The organism is Limimaricola variabilis (assembly GCF_034371605.1).
GTDB classification, from domain to species: Bacteria; Pseudomonadota; Alphaproteobacteria; order Rhodobacterales; family Rhodobacteraceae; genus Limimaricola; species Limimaricola variabilis.
Genome location: NZ_CP139691.1, coordinates 531104 through 547702 on the forward strand (window position 1 = coordinate 531104; position 16599 = coordinate 547702).

General features: G+C 69.5%; 16 protein-coding genes. 12 read left to right on the forward strand and 4 right to left on the reverse strand.

Features of this window, described 5'->3' with window-relative positions:
- The first annotated feature begins 176 nt into the window (after nucleotides 1-176).
- The 9 genes from T8T21_RS02610 (at nucleotide 177) to T8T21_RS02650 (ending at nucleotide 9251) form a co-directional block, all read left to right on the forward strand.
- A complete protein-coding gene (locus tag T8T21_RS02610; RefSeq protein ID WP_183468764.1) occupies nucleotides 177-1118 on the forward strand; it encodes a LysR family transcriptional regulator in 942 nt (313 codons plus the stop codon).
- 121 nt (nucleotides 1119-1239) lie between these two features.
- Nucleotides 1240-2718: an aldehyde dehydrogenase family protein gene (locus T8T21_RS02615; protein ID WP_322336694.1), complete on the forward strand. Its 1479-nt coding sequence runs from the start codon at nucleotides 1240-1242 to the stop codon at nucleotides 2716-2718.
- Between the two features lie 81 nt (nucleotides 2719-2799).
- On the forward strand, nucleotides 2800-4005 hold the full coding sequence (locus T8T21_RS02620; protein ID WP_183468768.1) for an ABC transporter substrate-binding protein: 1206 nt from the start codon (nucleotides 2800-2802) through the stop codon (nucleotides 4003-4005).
- 77 nt (nucleotides 4006-4082) lie between these two features.
- Nucleotides 4083-4688, forward strand: coding sequence for a glutathione S-transferase family protein (locus T8T21_RS02625; protein WP_322336695.1), 606 nt, complete (start codon nucleotides 4083-4085; stop codon nucleotides 4686-4688).
- The gene (locus tag T8T21_RS02630) at nucleotides 4685-5464 is read left to right on the forward strand and encodes an ABC transporter ATP-binding protein (protein ID WP_322336696.1); all 780 of its coding nucleotides are present in this window, start codon (nucleotides 4685-4687) and stop codon (nucleotides 5462-5464) included. The genes T8T21_RS02625 and T8T21_RS02630 overlap by 4 nt, the downstream gene beginning before the upstream one ends.
- A complete protein-coding gene (locus T8T21_RS02635) occupies nucleotides 5457-6161 on the forward strand; it encodes an ABC transporter ATP-binding protein (RefSeq protein ID WP_322336697.1) in 705 nt (234 codons plus the stop codon). Before T8T21_RS02630 ends, T8T21_RS02635 begins: the two co-directional genes overlap by 8 nt.
- Before the next feature lies 1 nt (nucleotide 6162).
- The gene (locus T8T21_RS02640) at nucleotides 6163-7050 is read left to right on the forward strand and encodes a branched-chain amino acid ABC transporter permease (RefSeq protein WP_322336698.1); all 888 of its coding nucleotides are present in this window, start codon (nucleotides 6163-6165) and stop codon (nucleotides 7048-7050) included.
- A 1-nt stretch (nucleotide 7051) separates the two neighbouring features.
- Nucleotides 7052-8020: a branched-chain amino acid ABC transporter permease gene (locus tag T8T21_RS02645; RefSeq protein ID WP_322336699.1), complete on the forward strand. Its 969-nt coding sequence runs from the start codon at nucleotides 7052-7054 to the stop codon at nucleotides 8018-8020.
- 88 nt (nucleotides 8021-8108) lie between these two features.
- Nucleotides 8109-9251, forward strand: a complete 1143-nt coding sequence (locus T8T21_RS02650) for a CaiB/BaiF CoA transferase family protein (RefSeq protein ID WP_322336700.1) — start codon at nucleotides 8109-8111, stop codon at nucleotides 9249-9251.
- Nucleotides 9252-9423: 172 nt separating this feature from the next.
- Here T8T21_RS02650 and citF read toward each other — a convergent pair whose 3' ends face one another.
- From citF to T8T21_RS02665, 3 genes are all read right to left on the reverse strand, one after another.
- Nucleotides 9424-10923 carry a citrate lyase subunit alpha gene (citF, locus tag T8T21_RS02655; protein ID WP_322336701.1) on the reverse strand — a complete coding sequence of 500 codons (1500 nt, stop codon included), beginning with the start codon at nucleotides 10921-10923 and terminating at the stop codon, nucleotides 9424-9426.
- 102 nt (nucleotides 10924-11025) lie between these two features.
- Complete coding sequence (locus T8T21_RS02660) at nucleotides 11026-11454, reverse strand: ester cyclase (protein WP_322336702.1); 429 nt, start codon at nucleotides 11452-11454, stop codon at nucleotides 11026-11028.
- A gap of 27 nt (nucleotides 11455-11481) precedes the next feature.
- Entirely contained in the window at nucleotides 11482-12429 is a 948-nt protein-coding gene (locus tag T8T21_RS02665) for a glutathione S-transferase family protein (RefSeq protein WP_322336703.1), read from the reverse strand.
- A gap of 440 nt (nucleotides 12430-12869) precedes the next feature.
- Between T8T21_RS02665 and T8T21_RS02670 the strand changes: the two genes are divergently transcribed.
- Nucleotides 12870-13667 (forward strand): SDR family NAD(P)-dependent oxidoreductase, encoded by a 798-nt coding sequence (locus T8T21_RS02670; RefSeq protein ID WP_183468787.1) that lies wholly within the window; start codon nucleotides 12870-12872, stop codon nucleotides 13665-13667.
- 93 nt (nucleotides 13668-13760) lie between these two features.
- On the forward strand, nucleotides 13761-15221 hold the full coding sequence (locus T8T21_RS02675) for an aldehyde dehydrogenase family protein (protein ID WP_322336704.1): 1461 nt from the start codon (nucleotides 13761-13763) through the stop codon (nucleotides 15219-15221).
- 393 nt (nucleotides 15222-15614) lie between these two features.
- On the opposite strand, the gene T8T21_RS02680 is transcribed toward T8T21_RS02675, so the two are convergent.
- Nucleotides 15615-16046, reverse strand: a complete 432-nt coding sequence (locus T8T21_RS02680; RefSeq protein WP_322336705.1) for an organic hydroperoxide resistance protein — start codon at nucleotides 16044-16046, stop codon at nucleotides 15615-15617.
- A gap of 126 nt (nucleotides 16047-16172) precedes the next feature.
- Between T8T21_RS02680 and T8T21_RS02685 the strand changes: the two genes are divergently transcribed.
- Nucleotides 16173-16595, forward strand: a complete 423-nt coding sequence (locus T8T21_RS02685; protein WP_322336706.1) for a MarR family winged helix-turn-helix transcriptional regulator — start codon at nucleotides 16173-16175, stop codon at nucleotides 16593-16595.
- Nucleotides 16596-16599: the final 4 nt, after the last annotated feature.

Genomic DNA, 16599 nt, shown 5'->3' on the forward strand with positions numbered 1-16599 from the left:
GACGCGCCATGATCTGGGCCGCTATATACCCCCGGCGCGGCCCCCCGGGCCATTCGATTCAGCGATGCCCCCCAGAGCGCCGGGCTATTCCCGTAACCGGTTTTCCATGTCCCTCTGCCCTGCGGCCTCTTCTCATCCTCCGGCCTTCTGTTCACACTGCCCTCGGGAGGACCGTCATGAACCTGCGCCAACTCAAGTACTTCGTTGCGATCGCCGCCGAAGGATCGCTGTCCTCGGCCTCGCAGAAGCTCAACGTGGCGCAGCCATCGCTGTCGCAGCAGATCCGAAAGCTCGAGGAAGACCTCGGCGTCGAGCTGTTCCTGCGCTCCTCGCGCGGGGTGGCGGTGACCGAGGCGGGGCAGTTGCTGCTGCAGCGCGCCGGCCAGATCCTCGACTGGGTCGCCGAGACCGAGACCGACCTGAAGCAGATGGGGGCCGACCCGGTGGGCGAGGTGAGCTTCGGCCTTCCGTCCTCGATCTCGATGGTGCTCTCGGTGCCGCTGGCCGAGACGGTGCGGATGCAGTTGCCCAAGGTGAAGCTGCGGGCGGTCGAGGCCATGTCCGGCTTCATCCAGGACTGGCTGGTCGAGCAATCGGTCGACATGGGGATGCTCTACGACGTCTCGGCGGTGCGCCATCTCGCCTACAAGCCGTTGATGACCGAGGAGCTGTGCTTCTTCTCGGCGCCCGACGCCTGGCCGTTCCGCAGTCGCGCCGGTCAGCCGGTGCGGCTCGCCGATCTGGCCGAGGTGGAGCTGGTGCTGCCCTCGCGCTCGCATGGGCTTCGGGCGCTGATCGACCGCGCCGCCCGCGCCAACCGGGTCGATCTCAACGTGGTGCTGGAGATGGATGCGCTCAGCCAGATCAAGGCGCTGGTGGCGCGCGGCAGCGGCTATACCATCCTCGCCCCGGCGGCCGCCTTCGACCGGGTGCAGCGCGGCGAGCTGCTGATGGCGCCGATCGTCGACCCGGCGATCAGCCGGTCGATCTATCTCGTGCGCAACCCGGCGCGGCCGCAGACCCGCGCCGCCCGCGCGATCGAGGAGGTCACCATGGAGGTGATCTCCGATCTCGTGCGCCGCGGCATCTGGCGGGCCGAGGAACTGCACACTCCATAGCTTTCGCCTATGGCCTCCATGCCACGCTGGTATTTCCGCGCCGGGTCCCGCCGCTGCTAGTCCTGTTTCCGGAGAGGAAGGCCGCATCGCTGAGCGGGCGGTCGGCACCGGGGAGGCAGGCATGAACATCCAGGCAGATGAGGCGACGCTCCGCATCGCCGCCGTCTCGGACGGGATCTTCATCGACAACGCCTTCCACGGCGCGGCCTCGGGCCGCAGCCTCGCCGTGCTGGACCCCGCCACCGGGCACGAGATCGCCCGCATCGCCGACGGCACCGCCGCCGATATCGACGCCGCCGTTGCCGCTGCCCGCCGGGCGCTTTCGGGCGAGTGGGGCGCATGGTCGGCGCTGAAGCGGGGCAGGGTGCTGGCGGAAGTGGGCCGCGCCATCCTGACGCAGGAAGAGGATCTGGCGCGCCTTGAATCTGCCGACACCGGCAAGCCGATGGCGCAGGCGCTGGGCGACATTCGGGCCTGCGCGCGCTACTTCGAATATTACGGCGCCGCCGCAGACAAGCTGCATGGCGACACCATCCCCTACCGTCCCGGCCATCTCGCGCTGACCGAAACGGTGCCGCATGGCGTCACCGGCCATATCATCCCGTGGAACCTGCCGGCCCAGATGTTCGGCCGCACCATCGCGCCAGCCTTGGCGATGGGCAATGCCTGCGTGCTGAAGCCCGCCGAGGATGCCTGCCTGACACCGATCCGGCTGTGCATGATCGCGGCCGAGGCCGGGCTGCCCATGGGCGCGCTCAACTGCGTGCCGGGGCGCGGCGAGACGGCGGGGGCGGCGCTCTCGGCCCATCCGGGCATCGACTTCATCTCCTTCACCGGCTCGCCCGAGGTGGGCGAGCTGGTGCAGATCGCCGCCGCCCGCAACCATATCGGCTGCACCCTGGAGCTGGGCGGCAAGTCGCCGCATCTGGTCTTCGACGACGCCGATCTCGACGCCGCGGTTCCGGCCATCGTCGCCGGGATCGCCGCCAATGCCGGGCAGACCTGCTCGGCCGGCAGCCGCGTGCTGGTGCAGGAAGGCATCCGCGCCGCGCTGCTGGCGAAGCTGGCCGAGGCATTCTCCAAGCTGGAGGCGGGGCCGCCGGGCAGCGGCAGCCAGCTCGGGCCGCTGATCAGCCTGACCCAGAAGCGCCGGGTGGAGCGCTTCTTCGCCCAGGCCGAGGCCGACGGGCTGCCGCTTCTGGCGGCGGGCCGGATCGCGGCGGGGGCCGAACCGGCAGGCTTCTTCGTCGAGCCGCGCGTCTACGGCCCGGTGCCGCATGACAACCGGCTGAACCAGGAGGAGATCTTCGGTCCGGTCCTCTCGGTGACGCTCTTCGCGGACGAGGAAGAGGCGCTACGCCTCGCCAACGGCACCGATTATGGCCTCGCCGCCGCGGTCTGGAGCGTGGATGGCGGACGTGCCCTGCGCGTCGCGCGCCGGATCCGGGCGGGGCAGGTCTTCGTCAACGGCTACGGCGTCGGCGGCGGCGTCGAGCTGCCCTTCGGCGGCATGAAGAAATCCGGCCATGGCCGCGAGAAGGGGTTCGCGGCGCTGCGCGACTTTTCGACCACCCGCACCCTCGTGGTCCGGCACGGCTGAACGACACTGCCCGGGGCCCCGCGCGTCGCGGGCCGGGCGGACCAATTCCCGAAATGGCATCGATCTCTGGGAGGAGACAACATGGGACTGAAGACATATCTCGCCAGCGCCGCCTTCGCGGCCGGCAGCCTCGCCGCCCCGGCGCTGGCGCAGGACGATCAGGTCAAGCTCTTGGTGCTCGACGACATGACCGGCACCTATTCCGGCAATGGCGGCCCGAACACGCTGCTGGCGGTGCAGATGGCGGTCGAGGATTTCGGCGGCGAGGTGCTGGGCCAACCCATCGAGGTGCTGAGCGCCGATCACCAGGGCAAGCCGGATATCGGCTCCTCGCTGGCGCAGCGCTTCATCGACGAGCAGCAGATCGACGTGATGACGCTGGGCGGCTCCTCGGCCGTGGGCCTCGCCGCGCAGGGTCGCGCCGCCGAGGCGGGCATCGTGACGCTGGTCAATGGCGGCTACGCACCGAACTTCTCGGGTGACCAATGCGCGCCCTTCGGCAGCCAGTGGGCCCCGACCACGCGCGAGCTGGCGCGCGGCGTCGCCGGCGCCGTGGTGAACGAGGGCGGCGAGAGCTGGTACATGCTGACCGCCGACTACGTCTTCGGCCACGGCCTTTCGGCCGATGCCGCGGCGGCGGTCGAGGAGGCCGGCGGCAAGGTGCTGGGCGAGACCGTGCACCCGCTCAACACCACCGACCTCGCCTCGGCGCTGCTCTCCGCCCAGGGCTCGGGCGCCGACGTGATTGGCCTCGCCAATGCCGGGCCCGATCTCGAGACCGCGATCAAGCAGGCCCGCGATTACGGCCTGTCCGACAAGCTGGTGGCGATGCTGGTCTTCACCAACAACGTGCAGTCGCTGGGCCTCGAGGCCACGCAGGGCATCCGCATGGCGGCGTCGAGCTACTGGGACATGAACGACACCACCCGCGAATGGGGCACCCGCTTCATGGAGCGCAATGGCGGCGACGTGCCGACCATGGGCCACATCGCGGCCTATGCCTCGGTGACCCACTACCTCAAGGCCGTGGCGGCCGCCGGCACCGACGACGCCGAGGCCGTCAACGCGAAGATGAAGGAGCTGCCGATCGACAGCGGCTTCTTCGAGAACGCCAAGATGCTCGATAACGGCCGGGTGGTCTACGACATGCTGCTGGTCGAGGTGAATTCGCCCGACGAGTCCACCGGCCCCGCCGATCTCTACGAGATCGTCGCCCGCATCCCCGGCGAGGAGCTGTTCCTCACCGCCGAGGAGAGCGGCTGCCCGCTGACCGCGAAGACCAACTGATCCCACGACCCGCCCCGGCCTTCCTGGTCCGGGGCGGGTCTCCCGCGCCCCGGCGCGCCTTCCATGAGGATGACCCCATGAAGCTGATGAAGAGCACGACATCGCCCTATGGCCGGCTCGCCCATGCGGCGCTGATCGAGGCCGGGGCCGAGCCCGAGATCGACCTGCTCAACCCCTGGGCCGATCCGGCGCAGCTGATCGAGATCAACCCCGCCCGCCGGGTGCCGACACTGGTCCTCGATGACGGCACGGTGCTGACCGAATCCTACGTGATCGCCGCCTATGCCCGCGACATCGCGCCCGAGGAATCGCACCTGAAATCCCCCGCGCCCGGCGCCTACGAGATCGCCGGTCTCGCGCAGGGCGTGATCGACGCCGCGGTCTACATCATGACCGGGCGCAAGATCACCTCCGACGACCTCGCCAACCCCGCCTTCGACGCCCATCCCGTGGCCGCGCGCCGCCGCCGCGCCATGGTCGAGGGGCTGACCCGGCTCGACGCCATGGCCGACCGGCTGAGCGAGACCGAGATCGGGCTGGCCGAGATCGGCGTGGTCAACGCGGTCCAGTATATCGACTTCCGCTTTCCCGACGCCCACTGGCGGCCCGAGATCCCGGCGCTGGATGCTTATGTCGCCCGCGTCATCGCGCGGCCCTCGCTGCAGCGGACGATCCCGTCATGAGCGCGCCGGCCATCGACACCGCCGCGCAGCCGATCCTGAGCGCGCGCGGCCTGGTGAAATCCTTCGGCGGCTTCAAGGCGGTCGACGGCGTCGATCTTGACGTCGCGCCCGGCTCGATCCACGCGCTGATCGGACCGAACGGCGCCGGCAAGTCGACGCTGTTTGGCCTGCTCACCCGGTTTCACACGCTGAGCGCGGGCAAGATCACGCTCGACGGGCACGACATCAGCCACACGAAACCGGCCGAGGTGGTCCGCCTCGGCATGGTGCGCAGCTTCCAGATCTCGGCGATCTTCCCGCATCTGTCCGCGCTGGAGAACGTGCGCGTCGCGCTGCAACGCCGGCACGGCTTCGACCGGCAGTTCTGGAAGCCGGTGGCCAGCCTGCGGGCGCTCGATGCCGAGGCGATGTCGCTGCTCGAGGCGGTGGGGCTGCAGGACCTGCGCGATCACGTCGCGGTCAACCTCTCCTACGGCCGCAAGCGGGCGCTGGAGATCGCCACCACGCTGGCGCTCGACCCCAAGGTGATGCTGCTCGACGAGCCGATGGCCGGCATGGCCGCCGCCGACGTGGCGGTCGTGGCCGAGCTGGTCCTCAAGGTCCGCAAGGGCCGCACCGTGCTGATGGTCGAGCACAATCTCGGCGTGGTCGAGGACCTGTGCGACCGGGTCACGGTGCTGGCGCGTGGCCGGGTGCTGGCCGAGGGCTGCTTCGACGAGGTTCGCGCCGACCCGGTGGTGAAAGAGGCCTATATCGGAGCGTCCGACGATGACTGAGCCGATCCTTCAGATCGAGAACCTGCACGGCTGGTACGACGAGAGCCACGTGCTGCACGGCGTCACGCTCGAGGCCCGGCGCGGCGAAACCGTGGCGCTGATCGGCCGCAACGGCGCGGGCAAGACCTCGACATTGCGCGCGGCGATGAACCTGCTCGGACGCCGCGAGGGGTCGATCCGCGTGAACGGGCGCGAGACGATCGGCATGCCGCGTCACAAGGTCGCCTATACCGGTCTCGGCTACGTCCCGGAGGAGCGCGGCATCTTCGCCTCCCTCTCGGTGCAGGAGAACCTGATGCTGCTGCCGAGCATCGGCGAGAACGGCATGAGCGTGGCCCGGATCTACGAGATATTTCCGAACCTGCGCGAGCGGCGCCGCGCCGCCGCCGGCACGCTGTCGGGCGGTGAGCAGCAGATGCTCGCCATGGCGCGGGTGCTGCGCACCGGGCCGCAGCTGCTGCTGCTCGACGAGCCGACCGAGGGGCTCGCCCCGGTCATCGTCAAGGCCATCGGCAGCCTGCTCGCGCAGCTCAAGGCCGACGGCATGACCATGCTGCTGGTCGAGCAGAACTTTCATTTCGCGCGGCGTCTCGCCGATCGGTTCTACCTGATCGAGAACGGCCGCATCACCGATCATTTCGACCGCGCAGGCCTCGAGGCCCATGCGGATCGCGTCGCCGACGTGGTGGGGGTGTGACATGACCGAACTGTTCGGAATCCCGATGCCGGTGCTCTCCGGCCAGATCCTGCTGGGGCTGTTCAACGGCGCCTTCTACGCGCTTCTGAGCCTCGGCCTCGCGGTGATCTTCGGCCTGCTGCGGGTGATCAACTTCGCGCATGGCGCGCTCTACATGATGGGCGCCTTCATCGCCTTCCTGCTGGGCCAATGGCTCGGCCTGCCGTTCTGGGCGCTGCTGGTGGTGGCGCCGATCCTCGTCGGCGTCTTCGCGGTGGCGATGGAAAAGCTGCTGCTGCGCCACGTCTACGGGCTCGACCCGCTCTACGGGCTGCTGCTGACTTTCGGCGTCGCGCTGGTGATCGAGGGCATGGCGCAATACATGTTCGGCGTCGCCGGAAAGCCGTTCTCGCAGCCGCAGGCGCTGTCGGGCGTGAGCATGATCGGCGGGATGATCCTGCCGCATTACCGGGTCTTCGTGATCGTCGTGGCGCTGATCACCTGCCTCGGCACCTGGGCGCTGATCGAGCGCACCCGGCTCGGCGCGTTCCTGCGGGCCGCGACCGAGAACCGCCCGCTGGTCGAGGCCTTCGGCGTCAACGTGCCGGTCCTGCTGACCGCGACCTACGCCTTCGGCGCGCTGCTCGCCGGTTTTGCCGGGGTGATGGGCGCGCCGGTGTTCCAGGTGAGCGCCTTCATGGGCTCGAACCTGATCATCATCGTCTTCGCGGTGGTGGTGATCGGCGGCATGGGCTCGATCGGCGGCGCCATCGCCTCGGGCTTCTTGCTGGGGCTGTGCGAGGGGCTGACCAAGGTGGTCTATCCCGAGGCCGCCAACATCGTCGTCTTCGCCATCATGGCCGTGGTTCTCTTCTTCCGCCCCTCGGGCCTGTTCGGAAAGGCTGCCTGACATGCAAAGCACCGATCTCTACATCCGTCCCGAACTGGGGCAGGGCGCGCGCCGCCTGCCGCTGCAGGCGCTGCTGCTGGCGGCCGGTCTGGTGACGCTCGCCGCCGCGCCCTTCCTGCTCTACCCGGTCTTCGTGATGAAGCTGCTGTGCTTCGCGCTCTTCGCCTCGGCCTTCAACCTGCTCCTGGGCTATGTCGGCCTCTTGAGCTTCGGCCACGCGGCGTTCTTCGGGGGCGCGGCCTATGTCACCGCGCACAGCGTGAAGGTCTGGGGGATCGACCCGGTGGCGGGCATCCTGCTGGGCACCCTCGCCGCCGCCGTGATGGGGGCCGCGATGGGCGCCATCGCGATCCGCCGGCAGGGCATCTACTTTGCCATGACAACGCTGGCGCTGTCGCAGATGATCTACTTCCTGTTCCTGCGCGCGCCTTTCACCAATGCCGAGGACGGCATTCAGAACGTGCCGCGCGGCCATGCCTTCGGCCTGATCGACCTGAGCCAGACGCTCAACATGTACGGCCTCGTCGTGGCGGTGTTCCTGATCGGCATGTTCGCGATCTGGCGGGTGATCAATTCGCCCTACGGGCAGGTGCTCAAGGCGCTGCGCGAGAACGAGACCCGCGCCGTCTCGCTCGGCTACCGGGCCGACCGCTACAAGCTCGGCGCCTTCGTCTTCTCGGCGGCGATCGCCGGGCTGGCGGGCGCGACCAAGGCGTTGGTGTTCCAGATCGCGACGCTGACCGACGTGGCTTGGCAGATGTCGGGCGAGGTGATCCTGATGTCGCTCCTGGGCGGCGTCGGCACGCTGGCCGGTCCGTCGGTCGGTGCCGGCCTGATCGTCACGATCCAGAACTATTTCGCAACCACCGGCTTTCCGGTGAACGTGGTACTCGGCCTGCTTTTCATCCTCTGCGTGCTGTGCTTCCGCTCCGGCATCGTCGGAGAGATCGCCAAGCGCGCCCGCCGCTGACCTAAAACCCGCGGTGCGGCCCCTTGGCCGCGCCGGTTCCCACCTCACCTCTGCACTGCCCGATCGGGGCACACGGGAGAGACATGCCATGACCGATCTCGCCGGGCTGAACGTCGTCAGCCTCGAACACGCCGTCGCCGCGCCCTACGCCTCGATGAAGCTCGCCGATGCCGGCGCGCGGGTGATCAAGGTCGAACGTCCCGAGGGCGATTTCGCCCGCGGCTACGACAACCTGGCCAAGGGCGGCAGCGCCTATTTCGTCTGGCTCAACCGGGGCAAGGAATCCGTGGCGCTCGACCTCAAGGACGAGGCCGACCGGGCGCTGCTCGACGCGATGATCGCCAAGGCGGACGTGTTCATCCAGAACATGGGGCCGGGCGTGATCGAGCGGCTGGGCTTTGCGCCGGAGCGGCTGCGCGCCCGCGATCCGCGCCTCATCATCTGCTCGATTTCGGGCTATGGCAGCGAGGGGCCGCGCGCCCGCCAGAAGGCCTACGACCTGCTGATCCAGGCGGAATCGGGGCTGGCGGCGATCAACGGCACGCCCGAGGGTCCGGCCCGCGTCGGCGTCTCGGTCTGCGACATCGCCGCCGGGATGACCGCCTATCAGGCGATCCTCGAGGCGCTGATCGGGCGCGGCATCTCGGGCAAGGGGCGGCATATCGAAGTGTCGCTCTACCACGCCATGGCCGACTGGATGAACGTGCCCTATATCCAGCACCATTACGGCGGCAAGACGCCGGGGCGTCAGGGGCTGAAGCATCCGACCATCGCGCCCTACGGCGCATTCGAGTGCGCCGACGGCCGGGCGCTGCTGCTCTCGGTGCAGAACGACCGCGAATGGGCGCAGCTCTGCGCCGCTTTCGGCGCGCCCGAAGCGGCGACCGACGACCGCTTCCGCACCAACAACGACCGCGTCGCGAACCGGGCCGAGACCGATGCGCTGGTCGCCTCCTGGCTGGCGCGCGCCGACCGCGAGGCGAACATCGCGCTGCTCGAGGAGGCCCGGATCGCGGTCGGCCGGCTGTCGGATTTGCAGGACGTGGTCGAACACCCGCAGAACCGCTTCGTCGAGGTCGAGACCCCGCAGGGCAGGCTGCGGCTGCTGGCACCTGGCGCCATCGACCGCGACGGTGCCGCGCGCCACTACGGGCCGGTGCCCGAGCTCGATCAGCATGGCCGCGCGATCCGCGCGGAATTCGCGGAGGCACGCGCGGCGGCCGAGAGCTGAGACCGATATGGAATGACGGACGGCATGGGGCCGACGCGGATCGGCCCCATGCTCTCGGAATAGACCTGTTTGCGCCCCTGAAGGGCTCGCAAGGCTGCTGGCCTTGGAACGAGTGCCGGGAGGCGCGTCGCGCAGCGGCGCCAAGGCGCCGGACCCCTGAGACGACCCGAACTCAGCGGCGGGCAGGGTCCCCGACCTGCCGCACGACATCGGTGACGCTGCCATCCCGATACTCCGACACGGCGACGACGCGCCCTTCGGCGCGCGGCGGAACGGGGCGGCTGGCGGCAGCTGCGGCGCGCGCGGCCAGATCCTCGATCCCGACCACGGGCAGACCCGCGGCCCGCAGCTGACCGGCCAGTTCCTCGCGGCGGGGGTTTACCGCGATCCCGCCATCGGTGACGATCACGTCCACCGTCTCGCCCGGCGTGGTCAGCGTGCCGACCCGCGGCACGATCTTGGCGAAGCCCGCCGCCGTCAGCCGCGTGGTGATGATCGCCAGCCGCGACCCGGCGGCGGTGTCGGCATGCCCGCCCGAGCCGCCGATGATCTCGCCGCCCGCCCGCGTCGTGACGTTGACGTTGAAGTCGAGATCGACCTCGGCCGCGCCCAGCACGACCGCGTCGATCCGGTCGACCACCGCGCCGCCGACATGCGGGCCGGCATAGACCGCGGCCGACATCGCCTGGTGCCGCGGATCGCTCTGGTAGGAGCGCACCGCCTCGAGATCGAAGCACTGCACGTCCATCAGACCGCGAAACAGCCCGGCCCGCAGCATCTCCACGTGGAAGCCGGTGATGCCCCCGGCGCAGAAGCTGCCGGTGACGCCGCGCGCGGCCATCGCCTGTCCGACCTCGGCGGCGGTGGCGAGCGAAATGCCCCCTGCGCCGGTCTGGAACGCGAAGCGGTCCTTCAGAAGCCCGCTCGCCGCGATCACCGCGGCCGCCTGCGCGCCGATGGCGCGGCTGCCCGGATCCTCGGCCGGGCGCGTGGTGCCCGAGGCGATGCCGGCGGGGTCGCCGATGCTGTCGACCAGCACGACGTGGTCGACCCGGTCCTGCGGGATGTCGATCGCCGCAGCGGGAAAGGGCACGAGCGTGTCGGTGACGGCGATGACGTGCTCGGCCGCCATCACGTCGGTCAGCGGGTATCCCAGCGTGCCGCAGGCCGTCCGCCCTGAGCGCCCCGACAGGTTCCCCAGCGCGTCCGCGGCGGGCGCGGCGACGAAGGCCGCGTCGATCTTCAGCTCGTCATGCGCGATCGCCCGGGCCCGGCCGCCATGGGTGCGCAGCACCACCGGCAGGTCGAGGGCGCCGCGGCTGATGGCGGCACCGACCGGGCCGGAGATGAAGCTGGCCGAGATCCGGGTCACCGTGCCGCTGGCGATGTGCTCCAGAAGCGGCGCATGCACCGGGAAGATCGAGGTCGCCGCGACATGCAGATCCTTCAGCCCGCGCTGCGCCAGCGCCGCCATCACGAGGTTGAGCACGCCGTCGCCGTCGCGCAGATGGTGATGGAAGCTGACCGTCGCGCCGTCGCGCAGGTCGCAGGCCTCGATCGCCGCCCTGATGCTTTCAAGCAGCTTGCCGCGACGCCGATCGGTCTGGGCGACGCGGATCCTGGTGGGGCGCAGCGGGCCGTAGCCGGGAAGGGCGGCGGGCAGATCTTGCATCACTCTCTCCATGACGGGCGCCGGATATGGGAGCGGCAGGCCGGACGTCTGTCGGGCCTGCCGTCATAGGGTCAGGGCCGGCGTCTGCGCGCCGGCCGGCTGTTAGCCCGGCAGCAGGCCGAGCTGTTGCTGCAGGCCGAGATTGTCGATCGCGGGCCATTGCTCGGCGATCTTGCCGTCCTGCATCCGGAACAGGTCGAGCACGGCGACGTCGAACCGCTTGCCGGTGGCCTCATGCGGGCCGAACGGGCCGGAGTGGACTCCCCGGAACTGCAGCCGCACCAGCACCTTGTCGCCCTCGGCCACGGTGTCCTGGATGTCGAGCTCGATCTCCGAGAAGGCGCCGAGCAGCAGATCGCCCAGCTGCAGAACCCCGTCCGGCCCTTCGACCGGAAAGGGAAGGGTGGTGTCGCGGCGGACATAGCTCGCGGCGACGTTCTGCTCGAGCCAGTCGCGATCCTTGGTGGCGAAGGCCTTGAAGTAGTCCTTCGCGCGCTGGCGGTTGGCCTCGATGTCGGTCTGGTCGGTCATGATGTGCGATCCTTGGAGCATGGGATGTCAGGCGACGCTGCGGACGGCTTCGGCCGCCGGCAGCACCTCGAAGCCGGCGCGGGGGAAGTGAACATGCACGCGGCCCACCATCGGGTCCTCGCGCGCGATCACCACCTCCTGCGCATCGGCGGCCACGAGCAGGCCCTCCACCGGCACGCGGGCGTTGTCGTCGGGCGTCACGGTGACCCGGCTGCCCTGCGCCAGTCCCGACGGGTCGTCGCAGCCGATGCCCGGCTCTGCAGGTTCGGCGGCGCGGGCCGCCTCGATCGCCGCCTCGGGCGCGATCTCGACGCAGGTGCCATGGCCGATCGCCGCGACCCGGTCCAGCCATGCGGTGACGCGGCCCGAGAGGCCGAGCTGGGCGTCGATCGTGTCGGCGCCGCAATTGGCCCGCAGCAGCCAGAGTGTGTGGTGGCAGGTCAGATCGGCGGCGCTGACGGCGGGGCCGGTCAGATAGTCGCCATGCTCCGCGAGCATCGAGTCGAGCCACTGCGCGAAGGCGGTCAGCTGCTGGACATAGGCGGGCAGCATCGGCGCCATGGCGGGTTTCGAAATGTCGTAGCCGAGATAGTTCATCTTGCGGTCCACGAGAAAGGCCTCTGGCAGATGCTCGCCGATGTGATGGACCAGCACGCCGATCGCGGGCTTCCAGGTGGCGCGGTCCCACCACAGCGACAGCGCCTTGGCGATGCCTTCGCCGCGCGGGTAGAGCGTCGGTTCCGGCGCGATCCGCTCGAGCGCGCGGTAGACCATCTCGCTGTCGCAGTAGATGTCGGCGCCGATCTGCAGCACCGGCAGGCGCCGGTAGCCGCCGGTAAGCGCGTCCAGCAGGGGCCGTGGCGGCACCGCCTCGACCTTGACCGAGCGCCAGGTCAGCCCCTTGAGGCCCAAAGCGAGGCGGATCTTTTCGCAAAACGGCGACAGGTCGTAATGGTGCAGGATGATGTCGGGCATGTCTCGGGTCTCCTCCGCGACCGCCGCTCCTCCCGGGGCCGCTCCCTGAGAGGGGACAATAGCAGGGCCTCGGGGCCGGCCGGTAAGAGCGTTTGATGAGGGCGGGTATAGGAGAGCGGAATGGGTCGGGTGACCGGGATCAGGCGGCATGCGAACCGGGTCTTCGACGCGGGGGCGTCCGATGGCCTGTCGCTGCAACGGGATGGCGCCCAGCGACCGCACCCCGGACCATAGGCAAAAATCGATGGTGAGAGGCTTGTCGGTCGGTCGTTCTCCTGGACCCATGTCCAGTACTGAGGGCGACAGTCGCCGGAGATCGGGCGCTCGACGCGCTGGCTATAGCCGCAAGCTATGCCCGCCAGATGGCAGCGATCTTTGCATCCGGGGGGGATTTGGGGCTTTCTGCCGCTCGACCGAGTGCGTTGAGTGGAGGCCGCGCGATGGGTGAACGTCTGAAGGACAAGGTGGTGTTCGTCACCGGCGCAGGTTCGATCGGGCCGGGCTGGGGCAACGGCAAGGCGGCGGCGGTGGCCTTCGCCCGCGAGGGCGCGAAGGTGTTCGCGCTCGACCTGAACGAGGCGGCGGTCGCGGAAACCGCCGGCATCATCCGCGAGGAAGGCGGCACGGTCGAGACCGCCGTCTGCGACGTGTCCAAGGCCGATCAGGTCGAGGCGGCGGTGGCGCAGGCGATGGAGGCCTTCGGGCGGATCGACGTGCTGCACAACAATGTCGGCATCATCGACCCCGGCAATCCCGAACAGCTCTCGGAAGAGCAGTGGGACCGGCTGATGGCGATCAACGTCAAGTCGATCTACCTGACCTGCCGCCACATCCTGCCGATCATGACCCGGCAGGGCGGCGGTTCGATCGTCAACATCTCGTCGATCGCCTCGACCCACAGCCTCGGCTACAGCTGCATCAGCTATTCGGCCTCGAAGGGGGCGGTGAACGCCTTCTCGCGCGACATCGCGCTGAACTACGGGCCCAAGGGCATCCGCTGCAACACGATCCTGCCGGGCCTGATGAACACGCCGCTGATCCACAAGGGCAACGTCACCGAGGTCTACGGCTCGACCGAGGCGATGGTGAAGCAGCGCGACGCGCTGGTGCCGCTCGGCCATATGGGCGACGCCTGGGACGTGGCCTGGGCCTCGGTCTTCCTCGCCTCCGACGAGGCCAAGTTCATCACCGGGATCGAGCTGGTGGTGGATGGCGGCATCACGCTGAAGGTCAAGTAGGCCGACGATCCGAACCCGCCCCCCGGCACGCCCGGGGGGCGATCCGCAGTTACCGGGCGCCCCAGCGCGCCATCCCGACGTCAGGAGGCAACCATGTCCGACCAGGCCACCCGCGCGAATGCGAGCGCCACCGAACTCGAGCGGCTCGACCACTGGATCGAGGGCGCGTCGGCGCAGCCCGCCACGGGCGACTACATCGAGACGGTGAGCCCGATGACCGGCGCGGCCCATCTGCGGGTCGCGGCGGGGGATGCGGGCGACGTGGCCCGCGCGGTCGCCGCCGCCGAGGCCGCGCGCGACGGCTGGCGCCGCTTCCCCGCGGCCGAGCGCGGGCGGCTGATGCTGGCGCTGGCGCAGAAGATGCGCGCCGAAAAGGAGCGCCTCGCCCAGATGGAGCGCGCCGATACCGGCAAGCCGATGGCCGGCGCGCTGGGCGAGATCGAGGGCTCGGCCCAGTATTTCGAATTCTATGGCTCGCTGGTCTACCTGCCCGTGGGCGACGTGCTCGACGTGGCGCCCGACCAGCACGTCTTCACCCGGCGCGAGCCCTATGGCGTGATCGGCGTGATCACCCCGTGGAACCTGCCGCTCAACCAGGCCGCACGGGCGATCGCCCCGGCGCTGGTGGCCGGCAACACCATCGTCGCCAAGCCCTCCGAGATCACCTCCCGCACCACGATCGAGATGGCGCGCATGGCCAGCGAGGTCGGCTTTCCGGCGGGCGTCATCAACATCGTGCTCGGCACCGGCGAGGCGGTGGGCGAGGCGATCGTGCGGGCCGAAGCGGTGCGCAAGGTGGCCTTCACCGGCTCGGTCGGGGTCGGGCGCGCGATCGGTCGGATCGCCGCCGAACGGATCATCCCGCTGACGCTGGAGCTGGGCGGCAAGTCGGCGAACATCGTCTTCGAGGACGCCGATCTCGACCTCGCGGCGGCCGAGGCGGTCAAGGGCTTCACCCTCAACGCGGGTCAGGTCTGCTCGGCCGGCACGCGGCTTCTGGTGCAGCGCTCGATCTATGACCGGTTCATGGACAAGCTCGCCGCCGAGATCGCCAAGATCGTGCCGGGCGAAAATCTCGGCCCGCTGATCACCCCGGCGCAGTTCGAGCGGGTAAAGGGCTATTTCACCACCGCCGAAGAGGATGGCGCGCGGCTGCTCGCGGGGGGCGGCATCGCCGAGGTCGCGGGGCAGGAGGGCGGCTTCTACGTGAAGCCCACGATCTATGCCGACGTGACCAACTCCATGCGCATCGCCCGCGAGGAGATCTTCGGCCCGGTCGGGGTGGCGATCGCCTTCGAGGACGAGGACGAGGCGGTGCGGATCGCCAACGATTCCGACTACGGCCTGATCGGCACGCTGTGGAGCCGTGATGTCAGCCGCGCGCTCAGGGTCGCCGACCGGATCGAGGCGGGGCAGATCTTCGTCAACGTCTGGAACACCATGTCGGTGCAGACCCCCTTCGGCGGCCACAAGAACTCGGGCTATGGGCGCGAGAAGGGGATCGAGGCGATCCATCACTACTCGCACCTCAAGACGGTGACGGTGAAGATCTGACGACCCGGTGGGTCGGGCGGCGCATGAAGACGCCGCCACCCGATCATGGTGCCGGGCAATCCGGCCCCTCCCGGCGTGACCGGATGGGGAGCCAGCTTGAGGGCAACGGGGCGATCCGAGCCCGTCACGGCTATCTCGAGCCCCGCAAAGGAAACCAGCCGTTTCGCGGATCAAGCGGCGCAGCTACCTGACACGCGAAGTAGCCTGACGGAACGTGTTCGGCTGCGTCGAGATGCTCTACAACCCCCAGCAAAAGCGCGCGCCGAACGGGAGGCTGTCGCCCGCCGGCTTCGGGCGGCAGCAGGAACTGAGGCGTCCGGGAAATGTGGGGCCATTCACCCGCAAGCGAACGGCCGCCCTCGGGCGGCCGTCGGTGTTTCCGGATCGTCGGCGTCAGAGTACGACGGTCGTGACCTCGATGTTGCCGTTGGTGGCGTGCGAGTAGGGGCAGATGCCGTGGCCCGCCTCGGCGACCTTCTCGGCCTCGGCGCGCTCGACGCCGGGCAGGCTCACCTCGAGCGTCACCACGAGGCCGAAGCCCTTGTCGGCGCGCGGGCCGATGCCGACCGTGGCGCGGACGGTGGCGTCGGCGGGCACGCGGGCGAGGCTCTTGTCCTGCGCGGTCGCGAAGCGGATCGCACCGAGATAGCAGGCGGCATAGCCGGCGGCGAAGAGCTGCTCGGGGTTGTTGCCGTCGCCGGAGCCGCCAAGCGCCTTGGGCGGGGCGAGCCGGAATTCCAGCATCCCGTCCTCGGTCTTCACCAGCCCCTCGCGGCCACCGCCGCTGGCGAGGGCGGCAACGCTGTATTTCGCTTCGATCGACATGACATGCTCCTGATGAGTCGGGTGCGATTGTATCGTGTGCGATGTATCTAGCCGGCGCCGCGCAGCCCTGCAAGAGATTGCGACAAGATCGTGCGCGATATATTTACCGCCCAAAGGAGGCCTGCCATGTCCGACAACGCACTGCTCTGCCTCAGCCTCTATGCCGCCTCGCGGGCGATGACCCGGGTCTACCAGCCGCTGCTCGACGCGCTGGACCTGACCTATCCGCAATACGTGGTGCTGCTGTCGCTCTGGGCCGAGGACGACCAGCCGGTGGGCGCGATCGGCCGGCGGCTGATGCTCGAGACCAACACGCTGACGCCGCTGCTCAAGCGCATGGAGGCGGCGGGGCTGCTGCGCCGAACCCGCAGCGCCCGCGACGAGCGGCAGGTGATCGTCTCGCTGACCGAGGCGGGCAGGGAGATGGAGGCGCGTGCCGCCCATGTGCCGGGCTGCATCGTCGCGGCGACCGGGCTGGATCTGGACGAGCTGCGCGATCTCGCCACCCGTGTCGCCGCCCTCAAGGATCGGCTGGCAGCGCAGGCGTGACGGC